General features: G+C 64.9%; 24 protein-coding genes. 18 read left to right on the forward strand and 6 right to left on the reverse strand.

Annotated features, from left to right (window positions below):
- The first annotated feature begins 71 nt into the window (after positions 1–71).
- Positions 72–497 carry a VOC family protein gene (locus B597_RS32575; protein WP_003291783.1) on the forward strand — a complete coding sequence of 142 codons (426 nt, stop codon included), beginning with the start codon at positions 72–74 and terminating at the stop codon, positions 495–497.
- A 6-nt stretch (positions 498–503) separates the two neighbouring features.
- Here the strand turns inward: B597_RS32575 and B597_RS32580 are convergent, their stop codons facing one another.
- Positions 504–1040, reverse strand: a complete 537-nt coding sequence (locus tag B597_RS32580) for a gamma carbonic anhydrase family protein (protein ID WP_003291784.1) — start codon at positions 1038–1040, stop codon at positions 504–506.
- 225 nt (positions 1041–1265) lie between these two features.
- On the opposite strand from B597_RS32580, the gene prlC reads away from it, so the two are divergent.
- Both prlC and B597_RS32590 read left to right on the forward strand, forming a co-directional pair.
- Positions 1266–3317 (forward strand): oligopeptidase A, encoded by a 2052-nt coding sequence (gene prlC, locus B597_RS32585; RefSeq protein WP_003291785.1) that lies wholly within the window; start codon positions 1266–1268, stop codon positions 3315–3317.
- Complete coding sequence (locus B597_RS32590) at positions 3314–3592, forward strand: YheV family putative zinc ribbon protein (RefSeq protein ID WP_003291786.1); 279 nt, start codon at positions 3314–3316, stop codon at positions 3590–3592. The genes prlC and B597_RS32590 overlap by 4 nt, the downstream gene beginning before the upstream one ends.
- A 365-nt stretch (positions 3593–3957) precedes the next feature.
- On the opposite strand, the gene B597_RS32595 is transcribed toward B597_RS32590, so the two are convergent.
- The gene (locus B597_RS32595) at positions 3958–5028 is read right to left on the reverse strand and encodes an acyltransferase family protein (RefSeq protein WP_024161895.1); all 1071 of its coding nucleotides are present in this window, start codon (positions 5026–5028) and stop codon (positions 3958–3960) included.
- Between the two features lie 310 nt (positions 5029–5338).
- Between B597_RS32595 and B597_RS32600 the strand changes: the two genes are divergently transcribed.
- The 6 genes from B597_RS32600 (at position 5339) to B597_RS32625 (ending at position 11634) form a co-directional block, all read left to right on the forward strand.
- A complete protein-coding gene (locus B597_RS32600) occupies positions 5339–6403 on the forward strand; it encodes a PA0069 family radical SAM protein (protein WP_003291789.1) in 1065 nt (354 codons plus the stop codon).
- A gap of 284 nt (positions 6404–6687) precedes the next feature.
- Positions 6688–6918, forward strand: a complete 231-nt coding sequence (locus tag B597_RS32605; protein ID WP_234461798.1) for a hypothetical protein — start codon at positions 6688–6690, stop codon at positions 6916–6918.
- A gap of 231 nt (positions 6919–7149) precedes the next feature.
- Positions 7150–8283 (forward strand): cytochrome c oxidase subunit II, encoded by a 1134-nt coding sequence (coxB, locus tag B597_RS32610; protein ID WP_003291792.1) that lies wholly within the window; start codon positions 7150–7152, stop codon positions 8281–8283.
- A gap of 12 nt (positions 8284–8295) precedes the next feature.
- Positions 8296–9933 (forward strand): cytochrome c oxidase subunit I, encoded by a 1638-nt coding sequence (gene ctaD, locus B597_RS32615; protein ID WP_003291793.1) that lies wholly within the window; start codon positions 8296–8298, stop codon positions 9931–9933.
- Between the two features lie 232 nt (positions 9934–10165).
- Positions 10166–10741, forward strand: coding sequence for a cytochrome c oxidase assembly protein (locus B597_RS32620; RefSeq protein WP_003291794.1), 576 nt, complete (start codon positions 10166–10168; stop codon positions 10739–10741).
- On the forward strand, positions 10738–11634 hold the full coding sequence (locus B597_RS32625) for a cytochrome c oxidase subunit 3 (protein WP_003291795.1): 897 nt from the start codon (positions 10738–10740) through the stop codon (positions 11632–11634). Before B597_RS32620 ends, B597_RS32625 begins: the two co-directional genes overlap by 4 nt.
- Before the next feature lie 4 nt (positions 11635–11638).
- Here the strand turns inward: B597_RS32625 and B597_RS32630 are convergent, their stop codons facing one another.
- Positions 11639–11842 (reverse strand): twin transmembrane helix small protein, encoded by a 204-nt coding sequence (locus B597_RS32630; protein WP_003291797.1) that lies wholly within the window; start codon positions 11840–11842, stop codon positions 11639–11641.
- A gap of 71 nt (positions 11843–11913) precedes the next feature.
- Here B597_RS32630 and B597_RS32635 point away from each other — a divergent pair, with 71 nt between their 5' ends.
- From B597_RS32635 to B597_RS32660, 6 genes are all read left to right on the forward strand, one after another.
- The gene (locus B597_RS32635; RefSeq protein WP_003291799.1) at positions 11914–12651 is read left to right on the forward strand and encodes an SURF1 family protein; all 738 of its coding nucleotides are present in this window, start codon (positions 11914–11916) and stop codon (positions 12649–12651) included.
- Positions 12626–13204 carry a hypothetical protein gene (locus B597_RS32640; RefSeq protein ID WP_003291800.1) on the forward strand — a complete coding sequence of 193 codons (579 nt, stop codon included), beginning with the start codon at positions 12626–12628 and terminating at the stop codon, positions 13202–13204. Before B597_RS32635 ends, B597_RS32640 begins: the two co-directional genes overlap by 26 nt.
- Before the next feature lie 52 nt (positions 13205–13256).
- A complete protein-coding gene (locus B597_RS32645) occupies positions 13257–14315 on the forward strand; it encodes a COX15/CtaA family protein (protein ID WP_003291801.1) in 1059 nt (352 codons plus the stop codon).
- Between the two features lie 17 nt (positions 14316–14332).
- On the forward strand, positions 14333–15232 hold the full coding sequence (gene cyoE / locus B597_RS32650) for a heme o synthase (protein WP_003291802.1): 900 nt from the start codon (positions 14333–14335) through the stop codon (positions 15230–15232).
- Positions 15233–15253: 21 nt separating this feature from the next.
- The gene (locus B597_RS32655) at positions 15254–15889 is read left to right on the forward strand and encodes an SCO family protein (RefSeq protein WP_003291803.1); all 636 of its coding nucleotides are present in this window, start codon (positions 15254–15256) and stop codon (positions 15887–15889) included.
- A 246-nt stretch (positions 15890–16135) separates the two neighbouring features.
- A complete protein-coding gene (locus B597_RS32660; RefSeq protein WP_003291804.1) occupies positions 16136–16663 on the forward strand; it encodes a DUF3617 domain-containing protein in 528 nt (175 codons plus the stop codon).
- Positions 16664–16700: 37 nt separating this feature from the next.
- On the opposite strand, the gene B597_RS32665 is transcribed toward B597_RS32660, so the two are convergent.
- Positions 16701–17063, reverse strand: coding sequence for a hypothetical protein (locus tag B597_RS32665; protein WP_024161897.1), 363 nt, complete (start codon positions 17061–17063; stop codon positions 16701–16703).
- A gap of 74 nt (positions 17064–17137) precedes the next feature.
- Between B597_RS32665 and B597_RS32670 the strand changes: the two genes are divergently transcribed.
- On the forward strand, positions 17138–18127 hold the full coding sequence (locus B597_RS32670) for a CobW family GTP-binding protein (protein WP_024161898.1): 990 nt from the start codon (positions 17138–17140) through the stop codon (positions 18125–18127).
- A 5-nt stretch (positions 18128–18132) separates the two neighbouring features.
- Here the strand turns inward: B597_RS32670 and B597_RS32675 are convergent, their stop codons facing one another.
- Positions 18133–18507: a DUF3301 domain-containing protein gene (locus B597_RS32675; protein WP_003291808.1), complete on the reverse strand. Its 375-nt coding sequence runs from the start codon at positions 18505–18507 to the stop codon at positions 18133–18135.
- A gap of 81 nt (positions 18508–18588) precedes the next feature.
- Positions 18589–18996, reverse strand: a complete 408-nt coding sequence (locus B597_RS32680; protein WP_003291809.1) for an SMI1/KNR4 family protein — start codon at positions 18994–18996, stop codon at positions 18589–18591.
- A gap of 228 nt (positions 18997–19224) precedes the next feature.
- Here B597_RS32680 and B597_RS32685 point away from each other — a divergent pair, with 228 nt between their 5' ends.
- Together B597_RS32685 and B597_RS32690 are read left to right on the forward strand one after the other, a co-directional pair.
- Complete coding sequence (locus B597_RS32685) at positions 19225–21501, forward strand: ATP-binding protein (protein ID WP_003291810.1); 2277 nt, start codon at positions 19225–19227, stop codon at positions 21499–21501.
- Positions 21495–21968, forward strand: coding sequence for a response regulator (locus B597_RS32690; RefSeq protein ID WP_003291811.1), 474 nt, complete (start codon positions 21495–21497; stop codon positions 21966–21968). The genes B597_RS32685 and B597_RS32690 overlap by 7 nt, the downstream gene beginning before the upstream one ends.
- The last annotated feature ends 2 nt before the right edge of the window (positions 21969–21970 follow it).

Raw genomic sequence — 21970 nt, forward strand, 5'->3', positions numbered from 1 at the left:
CCAACGGCTCTCGGTACTGCTGGAAAAGCCTCTACACTCGAAACGTCTTGCCATTTACGGAGTACCACCCGATGACCCTTTCGCCTTTCCATCTCGCCATTCCCGTGTACGACCTGGCCGCCGCCCGTGCCTTCTACGGCGAAACGTTCGGCTGTGCCGAAGGCCGCAGCAGCGATCACTGGGTGGATTTCGACTTCTTCGGCCACCAGCTGGTGATTCACGAGGCGCCGAAGATGGCGCATCAGGAAGCGGCACACAGCAACCCGGTGGACGGCCATGACGTGCCGGTGCCGCACTTCGGCGTGGTGCTCGGCTGGGAGGCGTGGGAGGCGCTGGCCGAGCGGCTGAAATCGCGCGGCACAGGTTTCGTCATCGAGCCCTATGTGCGCTTCCAGGGCCAGGTCGGCGAGCAGGCCACCATGTTCCTGCTCGACCCCTGTGGCAACGCCCTGGAATTCAAGGCGTTCAAGGACATCGGCCAGCTGTTCGCCAAGTGAGCCGGATCAGCCGCGCTCGGCGAGGTGCTGGTCCTTGAGCTTGACGTAGTTGCCGGCGGTGTAGCTGAAGAAGCTGCGTTCCTTGTCGGTCAGCGGGCGCGCCTGCTTCACCGGGCTGCCGACGTAGAGGTAGCCCGATTCCAGGGTCTTGCCCGGCGGCACCAGGCTGCCGGCGCCGATGATCACCTCATCCTCGACCACCACGCCGTCCATGACGATCGAGCCCATGCCCACCAGGATGCGGCTGCCCAGGGTGCAGCCGTGCAGGGTGACCTTGTGCCCGACAGTGACCTCGTCGCCGATGGTCAGCGGGAAGCCGTCCGGGTTGTACGGCCCGGCGTGGGTGATGTGCAACACGCTGCCGTCCTGGATGCTCGAACGTGCGCCGATGCGGATGCGGTGCATGTCGCCGCGGATCACCGTCAGCGGCCAGACCGAGCTGTCGGCGCCGATTTCCACATCGCCGATGACCACGGCGGAGTCATCGACGAACGCGCGCTCGCCCAGTTTCGGAGTGCTGTTTTGGTAGCTGCGTATCGCCACGATAGAAACCTCTTTGGCTGCGTGAAGGGTCGATTGTAATTAAGATGACCGGCATTGCCGCTGCGGAACAGGGCTGAGCAGCATGCCGCCTGCCGTGGTCAGAGTAACAACCGGCCGACCGGCGTTGAAAAACCTCGACAGCGCGTCCATCTAGGACATCTGCCTGCCACTTCCGGCCTCGCTCTTGCGAGCGGCCTGCAATCCTCTTCGTCACAAGGTGCCCCCGTGAGCGCGAACAATCCCCTGCTGCAAGACTTCGACCTGCCACCCTATTCCGAAATCCGTCCGGAGCACGTCGAGCCGGCCATCGACAGCATCCTCGGTGACAACCGCGTGGCGCTCCAGGAGCTGCTCAGCCGCCCGGCCGAGAGCCTTGACTGGCAGACCCTGGTGGTCGGGCTGGACGAGCTGAACGATCGCCTCGCCCGCGCCTGGGGCCCGGTCGGCCATCTCAACTCCGTGTGCAACAGCCCGGAACTGCGTACAGCCTATGAGGCCTGCCTGCCCAAACTGTCGGCTTATTACACCGAACTGGGGCAGAACCGCGAGCTGTTCGAGGCCTATCAGGCACTGGCCGCGAGCCCCGCGGCGGCTGGCTTCGAGGTGGCGCAGAAGACCATCCTCGAGCATTCGTTGCGCGACTTCCGGCTGTCCGGCATCGACCTGCCACCGGTCGAGCAGCAGCGCTTCGGCGCGATCCAGATGAAGCTCGCCGAACTCGGCAGCAAGTTTTCCAACCAGCTGCTGGACGCGACCCAGGCCTGGACCCGGCACATCACCGACGACAGCCTGCTGGCCGGCATCACCGATTCGGCCAAGGCGCAGATGGCCGAGGCAGCCAAGGCCAAGGGCCTCGATGGCTGGCTGATCAGCCTGGAATTCCCGAGCTACTACGCGGTGATGACCTACGCCGACAATCGCGACCTGCGCGAGGAGGTCTACACCGCCTACTGCACCCGCGCCTCGGACCAGGGCCCGAATGGCGGGCAGTTCGACAACGGTCCGGTGATGGCCGAGATCCTCGAGCTGCGCCACGAGCTGGCCGGCCTGCTCGGCTACGGCAACTTCGCCGAGCTGTCGCTGGCGACCAAGATGGCCGAGTCCACCGAGCAGGTACTGAGCTTCCTGCGCGACCTGGCGGTGCGCAGCAAGCCGTTCGCCGAGCGCGACCTGGCCGAACTGCGCGCCTTCGCCGCCGAACAGGGCCTGGACGACCTGCAGAGCTGGGACCTCGGCTACTACGCCGAGAAACTGCGCCAGCAGCGCTACAGCCTGAACCAGGAAGAGCTGCGCGCCTACTTCCCGATCGACAAGGTGCTCTCCGGGCTGTTCAGCATCGTCCAGCGTCTGTATGGCATCGAGATCCACGAGCTGGAAGGCTTCGACGGTTGGCATCCGGACGTGCGCCTGTTCGAAATCAGCGAGAACGGCGAGCATGTCGGGCGCTTCTTCTTCGATCTCTATGCGCGACCGAACAAGCGCGGCGGCGCCTGGATGGACGGTGCCCGCGACAAGCGCCGCACCGCTGACGGCACGCTGCAGACGCCGGTGGCCAACCTGGTCTGCAACTTCACCCCGCCGGTGGGCGAGCGCCCGGCGCTGCTGACCCACGACGAGGTCACCACCCTGTTCCACGAATTCGGCCACGGCCTGCACCACCTGCTGACCCAGGTCGAGCACGCCGGTGCCTCGGGCATCAACGGCGTGGCCTGGGATGCCGTGGAACTGCCGAGCCAGTTCATGGAGAACTGGTGCTGGGACCCCGAGGGCCTGGCGCACATCTCCGGCCACTACCAGACCGGCGAGCGCCTGCCGCAGGACAAGCTGGACATGATGCTGGCGGCGAAGAACTTCCAGTCCGGCATGATGATGGCGCGCCAGCTGGAGTTCTCGCTGTTCGACTTCGAGCTGCACGCCACCCACGGCGACGGTCGCAGCGTGCTGCAGGTGCTCGAACACATCCGTGACGAGGTCTCGGTGATGCGCCCGCCGGCCTACAACCGCTTCCCCAACAGCTTCGCGCACATCTTCGCCGGCGGTTACGCGGCCGGTTACTACAGCTACAAGTGGGCCGAGGTGCTGTCATCCGACGCCTTCTCGCGCTTCGAGGAAGAAGGCGTGTTCAATGCCGAGACCGGCCGCGCCTTCCGCGAGGCGATCCTGGCGCGTGGCGGCTCGCAGGAGCCGATGGTACTGTTCGTCGATTTCCGAGGCCGCGAGCCGTCCATCGACGCCCTGCTGCGCCACCTCGGGCTGGTAGCGGAGGCCGCGGCATGAGCAACGAAGTATCCCGTGTCACCACCAAGCGCTTCATCGCCGGGGCCGTATGCCCGGCGTGCAGCGGCAGCGACTGCATCAAGATGTGGGACGTCGACGGTGTGCCGCACCGCGAATGCATCGACTGCGGCTATGCCGACACCCTCAACGCCCAGGGCCAGTCGGTGCCGATGGAGCTCGGCACGCGCGTGAACAAGGCGCAGTCCAAGCCGGCCAACCCACAGGTGCAGTCGGTGCAGTTCTTCCCCAATCCGAAACTGAAAAAGCCGGAGTAAGCACTGTTCTGCGGCGATCTGGCGGCATAACTGGCTGCTGCACAGGTTAGGCGTGCACAGACTGCCTTGACTTTGCTGGGCGGCCCGCCTCGGGGCGAGGCTTTTGAGCTCGATGGTTGCTGCGGAGCCCATCAGCCGTCGATCTGCGGCGACGTAGGTTGGCTTGAGGCGCGCAGCGCCGGAGCCCAACATTGCACGCCCATTCTGGCGCGATGCTCCGCTCGTTGGGCTTCGCTGCGCTCAACCTGTACGCATCGCCGCGAGGGCGCGCCTCCCACAGGTTCGGGGCGTGCAGACTGCTTTGGCTTGGTGGGAGGCCCGCCCTCGGGGCGATGCTTTTGAGCTTCTGGCTGCTGTGGGGCCTTTCAGCCCCCCACCTTCGGTGACGCCCGTCCCGGCTGCGGCGTGCGGGCGAACAGGCGCTTGAGTTTCATCGCCGGCGCCTCGATCAGGTGCCAGGACAATGCGGCGAGGATCAGCGTCGGCACGAAGGCGATCAGCGCGAGCCCGGCCACGCCGACCTGCGGGCCGAACAGGTGGATCGTCAGCTGCTGGAACGGGAAGGCGTAAATGTACAGGCCGTAGGAAAAATCGCCGTACTTGCCGAAGCGCGAGATCCACGGCAGCGGCGCATAGGCCAGGTAGAGCACCAGATACGGCAGCGCAAGGAAGTACACCAGCGGACCGATGTCGGTGCGGAAGGTCGCCACCAGCGCGACGAACAGCAGCGCGGCGATCCAGCCACGCCAGGGGATGTCGTCGCGGTAGAGGAACAGCGCCGAGCCGCTGTAGTAGAGCAGGCCCAGCTTGAAGATGTTCTTGATGAAGTAGGATTCGATGCCGAGCTTGCCCAGTAGCCAGAAATGCCCGACGGCGAGCACGGCGATAGGCAGGAAGATCAGCCGGCGCTTGAGGAAACCGGTCAGCCCCAGAATCATTACGCCGATGTACATCAGCACTTCCAGCGGCAGGGTCCACAGCGAGCCGTTGACCACATCGGCATAGATGTTTTCGGTGAACACGCCGGGCAACTCGTAGCGGGTCACCAGCAGGATGTTCTGTAGGTAGGTCCAGGTGCCGTCGGCCGCCAGGTATCGGCCGAGATCGAACTGTGTGACCAGCGGTCCGATGACGAAGGCCGAGAGCAATACCGCAACGATCAGCGCCGGGAAGATGCGCAGCGCGCGTTTGATCAGGAAGCTCTTCGGGCTGCTGCTGGCCAGCCACGACGAGGCAATCAGGTAGCCGCTCATGACGAAGAAGATGCCAACGGCAATCGAGCCGCCTTTTTCGTAGCCGGTCAGCAGCGACAGCGGTTCGTCTTCGCGGCGGCCGACCAGGGGGTAGCAGTGGGCGAACAGCACCAGCGCAGCGGCGAAGAAGCGAAGGAAATCGAAATTGTTTTCCCGGGTATGGAAGGAACCGGTGGGATGCATGAGCTGCTCCTGACTGACGGCAGTGATTTGGGAACGGGAAGGCGCCGCAGATAGGGCGCCCATGCCGGTACTGCCGGATCGGGTGCCGACGGGCAGTCCGATCATCCCTGTCGTTTGCCGGCGGGTTCCGTCGACAGGCAGGCGCTCACGGTGCGATCGCTGCCTGATGAGCCCCTTTTGTCCGAAACGCAGCCCAAATGTTCCCCGGCCATCCGACGGGTGGTGACAGCGACCATCGATCAGCCGCGCTGGCATCCGGTCGGGCAGGCGATTACTGTATGCATGAACAGTAATAGCGGCGGCGACCATCATGACGTTCACCATGCCGACTCCACGCGGCCGCGGCACCGCGATCAATCCCGACAACCGCTTTGCGCCAATGCGCAGCGAGGCCTATGACGATGGCTGGGAACAGGATGTACCGCCGACCCGTGCCACCGAGGTGCGCCGGGAGATCGCCAAGTCGGTACTGACCCGCAACCAGTCGCCGGACGTGGGGTTCGATCGCTCGGTCAACCCCTACCGCGGCTGCGAGCACGGCTGCATCTACTGCTTCGCGCGGCCCACTCACGCCTACTGGGACCTCTCGCCCGGCATCGATTTCGAGACGAGACTGATCGCCAAGACCAACCTGGCCGAGCGCCTGGAAGCCGAGCTCTCCAAGCCGGGCTATGTGCCGCAGCCCATCGCGCTGGGCGTGAACACCGACGCCTACCAGCCGCTGGAGCGTGAACAGCGACTGACGCGCCAGGCACTGGAGATCCTGCTGCGTTTCAGGCATCCGGTGCACATCATCACCAAGGGCTCGCTGGTGCTGCGCGATCTCGATCTGCTGGTGCCTTTGGCCGAGCAGCGGCTGGTCAGCGTCTCGGTCAGCCTGACCACGCTGGACGACGAGCTCAAGCGCATCATGGAACCGCGCGCAGCTTCGCCGACGGCACGTCTGCGGGTATTGCGTACCCTGCACGACGCTGGCGTACCGGTCAGCGTGATGTGCGCGCCGATGATCCCGATGATCAACGACATGGAGCTCGAACGCCTGCTGGAAGCGGCGCGCGAGGCCGGTGCGCGCTCGGCCGGCTACGTGCTGCTGCGCCTGCCGCACGAAGTCGCCGGGCTGTTCGAGGGCTGGCTGCAGGAACACTTCCCGCAGCGCGCCACCCATGTCATGAGCCTGGTGCGCCAGTCGCGCGGCGGCAAGGATTACGACGGCCGCTTCGGCAGCCGCATGCGCGGCGAAGGCCAGTTCGCCCAACTGCTCGCCCAGCGCTTCCAACTGGCCTGCAAGCGCCTGGGCTACAACCGGCGCGACCAGAACTACGGTCTGGATTGCAGCATTTTCGCGCCGCCCGGGCAGCAGCTGAGCCTGATCTGACAACAACACTTTGGTGGGCTGAAGCCCACCCTACGGGCGTGTGCCTGCCAACGCGTCGCCAGCCGTGGGGTGGGCTTCCACGTAAGGTGGATGACGCTTCACCCATCCACCGCAGCGCAGCACGCACCGCGAGCTATGCCGCTCGGTAACACGGACCCGTCGGTCGTCGCGCCCATCCGGCCAGCGAACCCGCGGCGGAACTATCCCCCACCCCGTTGCACCAATCCCTGTATCCCCGCACCGGAGGCATCGTGGACTGGATCGATTTGCTGCAATGGCCGGCCATGGTGGTCACGGTACTGGCCGCCTGGCTCATCGGCTCGCTGAATCCGGCCCGCCGCACGCTGGGATTCTGCTGTTTCCTGCTGAGCAACCTGCTCTGGGTGATCTGGGGCTGGCAGGCCCAGGCCTGGGCGCTGATCACCCTGCAGGTGTGCCTGGCGCTGATGAACCTGCGCGGGGTGAAGAAGAACGATGCCCCCGCACGACCCGAGCCAGACACGCCCCGCGCTTGAATTGCCAGAGTGGGATCGCTGTCTATACTCCGAATCGTAGGCGTACCTGATTGAGTTCCGACTGCGCGTGCAAGCGCCCATGTCGCCATCGAACATTTCGCTGGCAGCGTTGGGCAGAATCGGACCGATCGAAAACGTAGCTGGCATGACGGGAATGGTTTCCCGGCCAGCCGATTTTCGGCGGTGCGATGGCGGTCGGCGGGATAACAAGAATCATAAGGGGAACCCGCAATGTCTCGACATCCATGCATCTGGATGGGGCTTGGGCTTTCGGCATTATTTGGCCAGGCTCAGGCGGCCTGGGACGTGAACATGCGCTCCGGCGCCACCGACGTCAGCCGTTCGGTGTTCGACCTGCACATGACGATCTTCTGGATCTGCGTGGTCATCGGCGTGCTGGTGTTCGGCGTGATGATCTGGTCGATGGTCGCCCACCGCCGCTCCAGGCGTCAGCACTCAGCCAACTTTCACGAGAACACCCGCGTCGAGGTGCTCTGGACGGTCATCCCGCTGCTGATCCTGGTGGGCATGGCGGTGCCGGCGACGCGCACGCTGATCCACATCTACGACTCCAGCGAGTCCGATGTGGACGTGCAGATCACCGGCTACCAGTGGAAATGGCACTACAAGTACCTGGGCGAGGACGTGGAGTTCTTCAGCAACCTCACCACGCCGCGCGACCAGATCAACAACCAGGCACCCAAGGGTGAGCATTACCTGCTGGAAGTCGATGAGCCGCTGGTGATCCCGGCCGGCGCCAAGGTGCGCTTTCTGATCACCTCGGCGGACGTCATCCATTCCTGGTGGGTGCCGGACCTGGCAGTGAAGAAGGACGCCATCCCCGGCTTCATCAACGAGTCCTGGACCCGCGTCGAGGCGCCCGGCATCTACCGCGGCCAATGCACCGAGCTGTGTGGCAAGGACCACGGCTTCATGCCGGTGGTGGTGGAGGTCAAGTCCCGCGAGGACTACGCCACCTGGCTCGGCGAGAAGAAGGCCGAGGCCGCCAAGCTGGCCGAGCTGACCAGCAAGGAATGGACACTGGACGAGCTCACGGCCCGCGGCGAGAAGGTCTACCAGACCAACTGCAGCTCTTGTCACCAGGCATCGGGTGAAGGGCTGCCGCCGATGTTCCCGGCACTCAAGGGCTCGGCCATCACCACCAGCGACGTCGAGGCGCACATCGAGATCGTCGTCAACGGCAAGCCGGGCACCGCCATGGCGGCCTTCGGCAAGCAGCTGTCGGAAGTCGATCTGGCCGCGGTCATCACCTACGAGCGCAACGCCTGGGGCAACGAGACCGGCGAAATGGTCACGCCGAAAGACGTGCTCGACTTCAAACAGGCCGAAGAAGCCACCCAGTAAGAGGATTCGGTGATGAGTGCAGTGATCGATGATCATGGTCATGCCGGACATGACCACCACCACGGCCCGGCCAAGGGTCTCTCGCGCTGGCTGCTGACCACCAACCACAAGGACATCGGCTCGATGTACCTGTGGTTCAGCTTCTGCGCCTTCCTGCTCGGCGGCTCCATGGCCATGGTCATCCGCGCCGAGCTGTTCCAGCCGGGGCTGCAGATCGTGCAGCCGGAATTCTTCAACCAGATGACCACCATGCACGGCCTGATCATGGTCTTCGGCGCGGTGATGCCGGCCTTCGTCGGCCTGGCCAACTGGATGATCCCGCTGATGATCGGCGCGCCGGACATGGCCCTGCCGCGGATGAACAACTTCAGCTTCTGGCTGCTGCCGGCGGCGTTCGGCCTGCTGGTCAGCACCCTGTTCATGGAGGGCGGCGGGCCGAACTTCGGCTGGACCTTCTACGCGCCGCTGTCGACCACCTATGCACCGGAGTCGGTGACCTTCTTCATCTTCGCCATCCACCTGATGGGCATCAGCTCGATCATGGGCGCGATCAACGTGATCGCCACCATCCTCAACCTGCGCGCGCCGGGCATGACGCTGATGAAGATGCCGCTGTTCGTCTGGACCTGGCTGATCACCGCCTTCCTGCTGATCGCGGTGATGCCGGTGCTGGCCGGGGTGGTGACCATGATGCTGATGGACATCCACTTCGGCACCAGCTTCTTCAGCGCGGCCGGTGGCGGCGACCCGGTGCTGTTCCAGCACGTGTTCTGGTTCTTCGGCCACCCCGAGGTGTACATCATGATCCTGCCGGCGTTCGGCGCGGTCAGCTCGATCATCCCGGCGTTCAGTCGCAAGCCGCTGTTCGGCTACACCTCGATGGTCTACGCCACCGGTGCCATCGCCTTCCTCTCGTTCATCGTCTGGGCGCACCACATGTTCACCGTCGGCATCCCGCTGACCGGCGAGCTGTTCTTCATGTACGCCACCATGCTGATCGCCGTGCCGACCGGGGTGAAGGTGTTCAACTGGGTGTCGACCATGTGGCGCGGCTCGCTGTCCTTCGAGGCGCCGATGCTGTTCGCCGTGGCCTTCGTCATCCTCTTCACCATTGGCGGCTTCTCCGGACTGATGCTGGCCATCGCGCCAGCCGACTTCCAGTACCACGACACCTACTTCGTGGTCGCCCACTTCCACTACGTGCTGGTGCCGGGGGCGATCTTCGGCATCTTCGCCTCGGCCTACTACTGGCTGCCGAAGTGGACCGGGCACATGTACGACGAGACCCTGGCCAAGCTGCATTTCTGGATGAGCTTCATCGGCATGAACCTGGCGTTCTTCCCGATGCACTTCGTCGGCCTGGCCGGCATGCCGCGGCGCATCCCCGACTACAACATGATGTTCGCCAACTTCAACATGGTTTCCAGCATCGGTGCCTTCATGTTCGGCGCCACCCAGCTGCTGTTCCTGTTCATCGTCATCAAGTGCATCCGCGGTGGCGCGCCGGCCCCGGCCAAGCCCTGGGACGGCGCCGAAGGGCTGGAGTGGAGCGTGCCGTCGCCGGCGCCCTACCACACCTTCCAGACGCCACCGGACTTGAGCGATGTGCACGAGCATCGCAAGGGCACCGGCGGGGAGCTGACGCCGTGAGCAGCGGGCCTGATCGGTATGTGCCGATCCTGCAGCCTGTACCGGCCCCGGTTAGCCGCCTGGGCCGGGCAGGGCTTAGCTTGCGCCAATCCGCATGGCCGGACCTTGGTGGCGGTGGGCTGAAGCCCACCCTACGGGGTTTGTGGCTGCCTGGGTGGGCTTCAGCCCACCAGATCGCGGTAGTTGCTCACCAAATCACAGGCGCCCCGTTCGCCTGCCAAGGAGGCTTGCCATGAGCACCGAGCTTCCCCTGCGCCGCTTGGTACTGCGGCTGACGCTGGTGGTGGTCGCCATGTTCGGCTTCGGCTTTCTGCTGGTGCCAATCTACGACGTCATGTGCCAGGCCTTCGGCATCAACGGCAAGACCGCCGGCGCCTACACCGGCGTGCAGAACGCCGACGCAGCACGGGCCGTGCGGGTGCAGTTCCTCGCCACCAACGCCGCCGGCATGCGCTGGGAGTTCGGCCCGCTGGCCGACCAGCTCAGCGTGCACCCGGGCGCCAGCCAGGAAATCCGTTTCGTCGCCTACAACCCGACCGACAAGCCGATGACCGCGCAGGCGATCCCCAGCGTCTCGCCGTCGCGGGCAGCCGCGTACTTCCACAAGACCGAATGCTTCTGCTTCACCCAGCAGGTGCTGCAACCGGGCGAGCGCATCGAGATGCCGGTGCGCTTCATCGTCGATCGCGACCTGCCCGCCGACGTGCACAACCTGACCCTCGCCTACACGCTGTTCGACATCACGTCCCGCCAGCCGCCGGTGGCCGTCAACGCCACATCGGCCCCGGCCAAGGAGAGTCTGCAATGAGCCAACAGACCACCCACGAGCAGTATTACGTTCCCGATCAGAGCAAATGGCCGATCATCGCCACCGTCGCCCTGCTGGTCACCTTCTACGGCCTGGGCAGCTGGTTCAACGACCTCAAGGCCGGACGTGATGAGTCCAGCGGGCCGATGATCTTCTTCGCCGGCGCCCTGCTGATCGCCTACATGATGTTCGGCTGGTTCGGCTCGGTGGTGAAGGAAAGCCGCGCCGGGCTGTACAGCGCCCAGATGGACCGCTCGTTCCGTTGGGGCATGAGCTGGTTCATCTTCTCGGAGGTGATGTTCTTCCTCGCCTTCTTCGGCGCGCTGTTCTACATCCGCTACTGGGCTGGCCCCTGGCTCGCCGGCGAAGGCGACAAGGGCATCAGCAACATGCTCTGGCCCGGCTTCGAATACACCTGGCCGCTGCTCAACACCCCAGATCCCAAGCTCTATCCGGCACCGGAAGGCACCATCAGTGCCTGGGGCCTGCCGCTGATCAACACCATCCTGCTGGTCAGCTCCAGCTTCACCCTGACCTGGGCGCATCATGCGCTGCGCAAGAACAATCGCCAGCACCTCAAGCTCGGCCTGGCGCTGACCGTGCTGCTCGGCGCCGCGTTCCTGGTGCTGCAGATCGAGGAGTACGTGCATGCCTACACCGAACTGGGGCTGACCCTCGGCTCGGGCATCTACGGCGCGACCTTCTTCATGCTCACCGGCTTTCACGGGGCCCACGTGACCATGGGCGCGATCATCCTCACGGTGATGCTGGTGCGCATCCTGCGCGGGCATTTCAGCCCGGAGCAGCACTTCGGTTTCGAGGCGGCGGCCTGGTACTGGCACTTCGTCGACGTGGTCTGGATCGCGCTGTTCGTCTTCGTCTATGTGATCTAGCGAATCAGAAACCGAACGCCGGCCGCAGTTGGCCGGACCAGAAACCCCAGCCGATCAGCGCAACGGTCAGCGCGCTGAGGCTGACGCGGATGAACAGCGCCGTGATCACGCGGGAGCTGCGGCCCTCGTCCCTGACTAGGAAGAACAATCCACTGAACAGACTGGCCAGCGTGGCCACTAACAACAGAACGATCGCCGCCTTGAGCATGAGCGATTCCACGACAGGGGTATTTGGGGGTGGAGTATAGCCAGCCGTATCGACATCCCAAGGCACCGGCCATGAGCGGCTTCAGGCCGGGGCTGCTGCCGACCGTACTGGTACTGGCCATGCTGCCGGTACTGGTGTGGCTGGGCTTCTGGCAGCTGGAGCGCGGCGAGCAGAAGCGCGAGTTGCTGGCTAGCCAGGAAGCACGCCAGCAGGCCGCGCCGCTGGCACCGCACGAGATTGAACGGCTGAACGATCCGGCCTTCGCCCGGGTCTTTTTGCAGGGCCGTTTCGATGCCGATCACAGCTTTCTGCTCGACAGCCGTACCCGCGACGGCCAGGTTGGCGTCGAACTGCTGCAACCCTTCCATGACGAGCTCAGCGATCGCTGGGTGATGCTCAATCGTGGCTGGATACCCTGGCCGGATCGCCGCGTGCCGCCCGTCTTCGACACGCCGAAACAACCGCTGAAGCTCGCCGCCTGGGTCTACGTGCCGCCAGGCAAGCCGTTCGTCTTCAGTCATCGCATGGCCGAAGGCTGGCCACGCCTGATCAACCATGTGGACATCGAGGCGATGTGGCAGCAGACCGGCCACCAAGGCGGGCTCCACGAGCTGCGTCTGGAGCCCGGCCCGGGCGCCTACCGCGCCGACTGGCCGATCACCAGCATGAGCCCATCGCAGCATCTGGGCTACGCGGTGCAGTGGTTCGCCCTGGCCGCCGCCCTGCTGGCCCTGTTCATCTATTTCGGCGTGCATCAGGCACGGGGGAAGCAAAGTGGAAACGATGAATCCAACCCTCGCCGGCCGTGAACCGAAGCGCGGTCACGGGCGGCTGCAACTGCTGCTGATCATCGGCGTGGTGCTCGGGCCGATGCTGCTGGCTTCGGCCATGTACCGTTTCGGTTTCTGGGTGCCACAGAGCCGCAGCTATGACGGCGTACTCATCGCCAATGGCCTGGACCGTGCGGCCATCGGCGTGACGACGGCGGCAGCCGAACGCCGCTGGGAACTGCTGGTCACCGCGCCTCAAGGTTGCGATGCGCAATGCCGGGAGCTGGTCTACCTGGCCCGGCAGATCAATATCGGCCTGGCCCGCGAAGCGGCCCGCGCCAGCCATGCCCTGGCCAGCGCCACGCCTCTGGACGAAGCCTACGAGCAACGCCTGCGCCGCGAGTATCCGCAGCTGCAGCGCCATGCACTGGATGCCGGCGTGTATGCCCGCAACCCCGAGGCGCCAGCCGCGCCACAGCTGTGGATCGTCGATCCGCACGGCAACCTGGTGCTGCGCTACGACGCCGGGGCCAACGGCAAGGCAATCCTCGATGACCTGAAATACCTGCTGAAGATCTCGCAGATTGGCTGAGGCACTGCGCCGCTGCGCTGCGGTCCCAAACAGGCCGCCCAAGGAGAACCCGATGGCCAGACCCGGATACCGCCTCGCCCTGATCGCCACGCTGCTGGCGGTGGTGGTCGTGCTGCTCGGTGCCTATACGCGGCTGACCCACGCCGGCCTCGGCTGCCCGGACTGGCCTGGCTGCTACGGTTTCCTCGCGGTGCCGATGAGCGAGCAGGCGCAAGGGCTGGCGGCACTGCGTTTTCCCGAGGCGCCACTGGAGGTGCAAAAGGGTTGGAACGAGATGATCCACCGCTATTTCGCCGGCGCGCTGGGGCTGATGATCCTCGCGCTCGCGGTGCAGGCCGTGCGCCGCCGCAGCCAGTCCGGCCAGCCGCTGAAGCTGCCGCTGCTGCTGCTCGCCGTGGTGATCGCCCAGGCACTGTTCGGCATGTGGACGGTGACCCTGCAGCTCTGGCCGCAGGTGGTCACCGCGCACCTGCTTGGCGGCTTCAGCACGCTGAGCCTGCTGTTCCTGCTGTGTCTGCGCCTGTCCGGCGCCATCGCACCCTTGCCAGGTGCCGATGGCCGGCTGCGCACCTTCGCCGCCCTCGCCATGCTGGCGGTGATCGGCCAGATCACCTTGGGCGGCTGGGTCAGCAGCAACTATGCGGCGGTGGCCTGCACCGATTTCCCGACCTGCCACGGCGAATGGTGGCCGCGAATGGATTTCGCCAATGCCTTCAACCTGGCCCATCACGACATCGGCCCCAACTACCTCGGTGGATTGCTCTATGGCGAGGCACGCACCGCGATCCATGTCAGCCACCGCATCGGCGCACTGTGCGTGACGCTGATCCTGCTGTTGCTCGCCGCCATGCTCATGCGTCGCGGGCTCGGCCGGCTGGCCGGGCTGCTCATCGCCGCACTGGCGCTGCAGGTCGGCCTGGGCATCAGCAATGTGCTGTTCAACTTGCCGCTAGTGGTGGCCGTCGCGCACAACGGCGGTGGTGCCGCGCTGCTGCTGGTGCTGGTACTGGTCAATTACCGGCTGCGGCTGCCCGCCGGCGTCGCTCAGCGTGACGAGGTTCCGGCATCGATTTCGAACACGACGGGGCAGCTCGATCTGCCCCGCGCATGACCACAAGGAGAACCCCCATGGCGACTCTACTCAGCGAACGCAGCGCCCAGGCCAGCTGGCGCGACTACCTGGAGCTGACCAAGCCGAAGGTGGTGCTGCTGATGCTCATCACCTCGCTGGTGGGCATGTTCCTCGCCACCCGCGCCGGCGTGCCCTGGACGGTGCTGCTGTTCGGCAACCTGGGCATCGCCCTGTGTGCCGGTGGCGCGGCGGCGGTGAACCATGTGGTGGACCGGCAGATCGATTCGGTGATGGCCCGCACCCACAAGCGCCCCCTGGCCGAAGGCCGGGTCTCGCCAGCGGCGGCACTGACCTTCGCCTTCGTTCTCGGCGTCAGCGGGCTGGCCCTGCTGCTGACCTTCACCAATGCCCTCGCCGCCTGGCTGACACTGGCCTCGCTGATCGGCTACGCGGTGATCTACACCGGCTTTCTCAAGCGCGCCACCCCGCAGAACATCGTCATCGGCGGCCTCGCCGGCGCCGCACCGCCGCTGCTCGGCTGGGTCGCGGTGACCGGCCAGGTGAGCGCCGAGCCGCTGCTGCTGGTGCTGATCATCTTCGCCTGGACGCCGCCGCACTTCTGGGCGCTGGCCATTCACCGCAAGGACGAGTACGCCAAGGTCAACGTGCCGATGCTGCCGGTGACCCACGGCGTGCCCTACACCAAGGTGCACATCCTGCTCTACACGGTGATGCTGCTGGCGGTCAGCTTCATGCCCTTCGCCATCCACATGAGCGGCCCGCTGTATCTTGCTGCCGCAACGCTGCTGGGTGCGCGCTTCCTCTACTGGGCCATTGCGCTATACCGCGACAGCCGGCCACATGCGGCAATCAAGACGTTCAAATTCAGCATCTGGTACCTGTTCGCGCTGTTCATCGCGCTGCTGGTTGATCATTATCTGCTGCTCGATTTCTAAGCAGTTGCACTAAGGACATCCATGACCCGCATCCAGAAAACCGTCTTCATTCTCGTGGCGCTGATCGCGCTGGTCGTCGGGCTGACGGTTTCCAAGGTGCTCAACAGCCAGCGCCAGCTCGATCCCACCCAGCTGCTGGACGCCGGCATCGTCCTCCTGCCACAGAGCCGCACGGTGCCGGCGCTGAGCCTGACCAACCAGGACGACGAAGCAGTAAAACTGGATGAACTGGAAGGGCAGTGGACGCTGCTGTTCTTCGGCTACACCTTCTGTCCGGACATTTGCCCCACCACCCTGGCCGAGCTGCGCCAGCTCAACGGCATGCTGCCGGACACCGTCCGCGACCAGCTGCGCATCATCCTGGTCAGCGTCGATCCGAACCGCGACACGCCCGAGAAGCTCAAGGAATACCTCGGCTACTTCAATGCCGGCTTCCAGGGTCTGACCGGCCCGCTGGACGATATCCAGACCCTGGCCAATGGTGTCGGCATACCCTTTATTCCCGGCGATACCAGCAAGGAAAACTACACCGTCGACCACAGCGGCAACCTGGTCCTCATCGGCCCGGACGGTCGTCAGCAAGGGTTCATCCGCTCGCCGCTGCGGGTGCAGAAGCTTGCCGAGCAATTGCCCGAACTGGTCAACCGCGAACCTTAGCATCGCAACAGCTATCGCCCCGGGGGCGGGCCTCCCACCAGGCAGTCTGTGCACACCCGAATCTGTGGGAGGCGCGCCCTCGCGGCGATGCAGGCCGCAGGCCTGCCAGTGCCACAGGCCGCTGAAACGGAAACGCCAGGGACAACTCACAACAAAATGCAAATCAGGCAACCGACCGACATCCGGACGGTGTTTTCGCCATGGGCTCGACTAGGCTGACAAGACATTCGCTTCCGGAGACCGCCCATGACTCGCCTGCCAACGTTTGCCGCCCTGGCCATCCTTTCGCTGCCCCTGTTACCGGCACATGCGCAACAAATATTGCCCGGGCTGTGGGAATTCAGCAGTAGCGACGTCCAGGTCGACGGACAGCAGATGCCGGGCATGGACCAGATGCTGGAACAGATGCGGAACCTGCCGGCCGAGCAGCGGCGGCAGATGGAGGAGATGCTTGCCGCGCAAGGCGTGCAATTGGGCAGCAAGGGCGTACAGGTCTGCCTGAGCAAGGCCCAGGTCGAATCCGGCGAGCTGCCGTTTCAGGATGATCCGGCCTGCACCCAGTCGATCACCGAGCGCAGCGACCAACTGTGGAAGTTCAGCTTCGAATGCCCGGGTGCCCGTGGCCAGGGGGAGGCGCGCTTCATAAGCCCCCGCGAATTCACCAGTACCGTCGAGAGCCAGTATCGCCAGGGCGCCGAGACGGGCACCACGCGGATGCAAACCCATGCGCGCTGGATAGCCGACGACTGCGGGCAGCTCCGGCCGGCACGCTAGGTTCCACGTGAAACCCCCATGCCTGCTGGCATCGGGCCTAGTCGCCGCTCCAGGTGCCCTGGCTGTTCTGCTCGCAGGCGGGCCGGAGAAAGCGTGCGTCACTGGCGACGCCGTAGTAGTGGATGTCCTGCCGATACGGCATGTTCGATACCTGGGCGTCGCGGCAGACACCGAACGCCCCATCCGGGCAATGCTCGACGAACTCCACCTCGACCTGCTGATCCCTGAGCTGCGGCTGGCAGAAGCCCTTGCGGAACAGCTCGGCGGGGATGCTGCGGTTCTCCTGGCAAAGCTTCACCCGAACCCGATCAGCGTGGCTATGTATGACACAGGCCTCGGCCATGGCCTGACCCGCGACGCTCATGCTCACCAAAGCCGTCAGCAATACCGGTAACCGCATGATTTGCGCCCTCCCCCGATCGCGGGCGACTTTAGCACGAGCGGGGGGACTACCTCTTTCAGCCGCCACGGAAAATGCGCACCATAGGCGCCATGCTCGAACGTATCCCGACCCATCTCATCGGCGGCCCACTCGGCGCAGGCAAGACCAGCCTGATCCGCCATCTGCTCACCCAAAAGCCAACCAATGAACGCTGGGCCGTCCTGGTCAACGAGTTCGGCCAGATCGGTCTGGATGCCGCCCTGTTGAGCAGCGCTAACGCCGACGTCACGCTGGCGGAGATACCCGGCGGCTGCCTGTGCTGCGTCAACGGCGTGCCGTTTCAGGTGGGCCTGGCGCGCCTGCTGCGCCGTGCGCGACCGGATCGCCTGCTGATCGAGCCATCCGGCCTGGGGCATCCGGCCGAGTTGCTGCACCAGCTCGGTCAACCACCGTGGCAGCGCGTGCTGGCGGTCCAGCCGAGCGTGCTGGTCCTCGACGCCCGGGCGCTGAGCGAAGGCATGCCATTGCCGGACAGCCAGCAGCAGGCGCTGGGCGATGCCGGCCTGCTGTTGCTGAACAAGAGCGAAGCACTCGACGAACCGACACGCCGCCAGCTGGCAAATCGGCTGCCAGACGTGCCGCTGTATTGGGCCAGCCACGGCCAACTGCCGCTCGATCGGCTGCCGGGCATCCACGCCCGCGCCAGCGAGCAGCAGGCAGGGACAACCAGCCTGCCGCCAGCACCGGCGGCACTGCCTCAGGTCTGGCTCGATCCAGGCCAGCCCATCTGCCAGATCCAGGCTGCGCCCGAAGGTTGGAGCATCGGCTGGCGGTGGCACCCGACCCAGCATTTCGATCTCGAACGCTTGAGGCACTGGCTGGTGCAATGGCCGTGGCGGCGCGCGAAGCTCGTGGTGCATGGCCGCGACGGCTGGCAATCGGCCAATGCGCTGGATGGACAGCCGCTGCGTTTCAGCCCGAGCGAGTGGCGCAAGGATTCACGCCTCGAGCTGATCTTCGCCGAGCCGCAGGCACAGCAGGAGCTGGAGCACGGCATGCGCAGCTGTCGTATCGTCGACTGAGCGGCTCAGTCACGCGAGCGGCGCCATTCGTCCAGCTGGATTACCCGGCCCGGCTCGTCGGTCGGCCGGAAGGGATGCGCCGCCAGTTCGATGCGGCCGACCTGGCTGCCGAACATGACGATGCTGCCGGGATGGCGCTGCTCGCCAGTGACGGTGAATTCGAAACCGTAGACCCGCGCCAGCCGGCGCCGCCCGCGCGCATCTGGAAGCCAGGTCAGGCGGCGAAAGGCGACGTTGCCATCGAGCAGCTCGACATCCTGCTGCTTGCAATGGCGGCGTACTGCCAGCAGCGCTCGCTCGCGAATGCCATGCGAATGCCAGAGCCAGGCGCCTGCGGCAGCCAGCAGCATGAACAGGAACAGGTTGCCCAGAGTCAGCATGGAAATCGGAAAAGTGGCCAGCGGGCGCCCAGCTTAGCAGGCCGTTGCCCGGCTACCCTGTAGAGGTGGTCGAACATGCTCTCAGCTTTCCAGCCAGACATCGCGGGCCCAGTGCCAGACCGACTCCCAGCTCTCCTCGGTCAACTCGCCGTCGTCCCCGTCCCACAGCGTCACCTGCCCATCCAGATCGACCACGTAATAGTCGCGTCCATCCTGGCAGATCGGGATCAGGTCGCGCGGCACGCCAGCGTCCCAGGCATTGGCCGCCACTTCCGGCAGATAGGTATGCGATTGCGGGTCGGTGGCGGTGACCGGCTCCAGGCGACCGTAGATCACGTCACTGACCTGCAGCAGAAATTCCCGCAGGCCGAACGGCAGGTTGATCAGCAACTGTTCCTCGATCTCCACCAGCAGATCATCGTCTGGCAACTCCAGCGGTACCGGCACCGGCTCGTTGAGTTCGCGCAGCTGTTCGATGACTTCTTCCATCTCCACCTCCTGTCGTAAGGCCCCGGGCAAGGCCACGTTTATACAGCCCGCTCGATTGGCGAGCCAGTTCCATCGGGGTAAAGTGCCAACCAAGCAAAACACTCTACTATTTCGTTTGCAGTCGATTCACCGGATTCTCCCGCACAGTCGCCGAAATTAGGTAGCAACTTGCATTGGTGCCTGCCGTCGCTGTCGGCCCCGACCGGGCCTGAACAAGGACAACACGCAATGACCACTACCGAAGCCACGGACCTGCTCGAGGCCATCGCCCGATGTGCCAAGGAACCCATCCACGTTCCGGGCAGCATCCAGCCGCACGGCTTTCTGCTGGCCGTCAGCGAGCCCGAACTGCGCGTCCAGCAGGCCAGTGAAAACGTTCGGCACTGGCTCGGGGTCGAGGCCAGTGCGCTGCTCGACCAGCCCTTGTCGAGCCTGCTGCCGGCTGCACCGCTCGAGGCTGGCCTGGCCTCGCTGACCGAGGAAGACCACAACCCTTTTCACCTGAGCGATGTCAGCTTCGCCCTGCAAGGTGCCGGTGACCAGGCCTTCGCGCTGATGGCCCACCGTCACGCAGGGCGGCTGATCCTCGAGTTCGAACGCACCGGCAATTCCGGCCAGGCCTACGACACGCTGTATCCACTGATGCGTACCTTCGTCGCCCGGCTGCAGGAAACCGGCCGGATCGACGATCTGTGCCAGCTGGCGGTCGAGGAGGTCAAGCGCATCACCGGCTTCGGCCGCGTCAAGGCATACCGCTTCGATGCCGAGGACAACGGCGTGGTACTGGCCGAGATCGCCGATCCGGGCTATCCGAGTTATCAGGGACTGTGCTTTCCAGCCGCCGACATACCGCCGCAGGCGCGTCGCCTTTACCGCGACAACCTCATCCGCGTCATCCAGGATGCCGACTACCGGCCCTCGCCGCTGGTGCCGCCGCTCAACCCGGCCTCCGGTGCGCCGCTGGACCTGAGTTTCGCCGCGCTGCGCAGCGTGTCCCCGGTGCACCTGCAGTACATGCGCAACATGGGCACCCGGGCATCGATGTCGATCTCCCTCGTCATCCAAGGTCGACTCTGGGGGCTGATTTCCTGCCACGATGCCGAACCCCGCGCGGTCAGCTACCAGACGCGCACTGCCTGCGAGCTGCTCGGGCGCATCCTCGCACTGCAGATCGAGGCACGAGAGAGCGAGACACTGGCGCAACGCAAGCTGGAGCTGCGCCGGCAGATCGTGCATCTGCTTTCGGCCATGGCCGACTGCGACAGCGTGGTCGAGGGCTTCCGACAGTTGCCCGAGGTCGTGCTCAGCTTCGCCGAGGCCAACGGCGCGGCAATCATTTCCGCCGACCGCTGCGAAACCGTCGGCGACACGCCCGATAACGAACAGATCTCGCAGCTGGTGCGCTGGCTGGGCGAGCGGCATGCCCAGATGGTCTTTCACAGTGATTGCATCAGCCGGGACATCCCCGAGCTGCCCGGCCTCGCCGAACACTGCGCCGGAGTGCTGGCGATCTCGATCTCCCGCCTGCATGCGCATTATCTGATCTGGTTCCGACGCGAGCAGATCAAGACCGTCGACTGGGCCGGCCAGCCGCAGAAGCACATCGACAGCCAAAGCGGTGCCCTCAGTCCGCGCCACAGCTTCGAGCGCTGGCGGGAGATCCTGCGCGGCTATGCATTGCCCTGGGACCCGGTGGAAATCGAATGCGCCCTGGAATTGCGCAACGCGGTGCTCGGCATCGTGCTGCGCAAGGCCGAGGAAATGGCGCAGCTGACCGGCGAACTGCGCGCCAGCAACAAGGAGCTGGAGTCGTTCTCCTACAGCGTGTCCCATGATCTGCGTGCGCCGCTGCGGCACATTGCCGGCTACACCGAACTGCTCGGCGAAATGGAAGGCAGTCACCTGAGCGAACGCGGCATGCGTTTTCTCGAAAACATTGCCGATGCAGCGCGTTTCGCCGGCACCCTGGTGGACAATCTGCTGAGCTTTTCGCAGATGGGCCGTGCGGCGCTGCGCCTGTCCGACGTCGACCTCGGTGCACTGGTCGCCTCGATCCGCGAGGAGATCGCGCCGGACTGCGAAGGCCGACAGATCGAATGGCACCTGTTGCCGATGCCAATCATCGTCGCCGACGCCTCGTTCATCCACATGGTGCTGCGCAATCTGATCGGCAATGCCGTCAAGTACAGCCGCAAACGCGAAGCGGCAGTGATCGAGGTGGGCGCAGAGCAGCGTGTGGGCGAGGTAGTGGTTTACGTACGCGACAACGGCGTGGGCTTCGACATGCAGTACGCCAGCAAACTGTTCGGCGTCTTCCAGCGCCTGCATCGCATGGAAGAATTCGAGGGCACCGGCATCGGCCTGGCCAGCGTGCGCCGCATCATCGAGCGCCACGATGGCCAGGTCTGGGCCGAAGGCGAGCTCGACAAGGGCGCCACCTTTTATTTTTCCTTACCCAAACTGACCTATACCCAGTCCCTACCGGACCGAGGCAACCGATGCTGAAACCCATCCTGCTGGTCGAGGACAACCCTCACGACCTGGAACTCACTTTGATTGCGCTGGAGCGCAGCCAGCTCGCCAACGACGTGGTGATCATGCGTGACGGCGCCGAGGCGCTGGAATACCTGCTGCGCAGAGGTGCCCATGCCGGTCGTGCGGACGGCAACCCTGCAGTGCTGCTGCTGGACCTGAAGCTGCCCAAGGTCGATGGGCTTGAAGTCCTCAAGACGGTACGCGACACCGCCGAGCTGCGCAGCATTCCGGTGGTCATGCTGACATCCTCGCGGGAAGAGCCCGACCTGATGAAAGCCTACGAGCTCGGGGTGAACGCTTACGTGGTCAAACCGGTCGAATTCAAAGATTTTGTCGCCGCAATTTCCGACCTCGGCGTCTTCTGGGCCGTGCTCAACGAGCCACCACCCGGTTCACTGCGGCTGAAGCGCGCGCGCAACAAAGACGAACAGAACTGAAA

The organism is Stutzerimonas stutzeri KOS6, from assembly GCF_000307775.2.
Taxonomy (GTDB): domain Bacteria; phylum Pseudomonadota; class Gammaproteobacteria; order Pseudomonadales; family Pseudomonadaceae; genus Stutzerimonas; species Stutzerimonas stutzeri_B.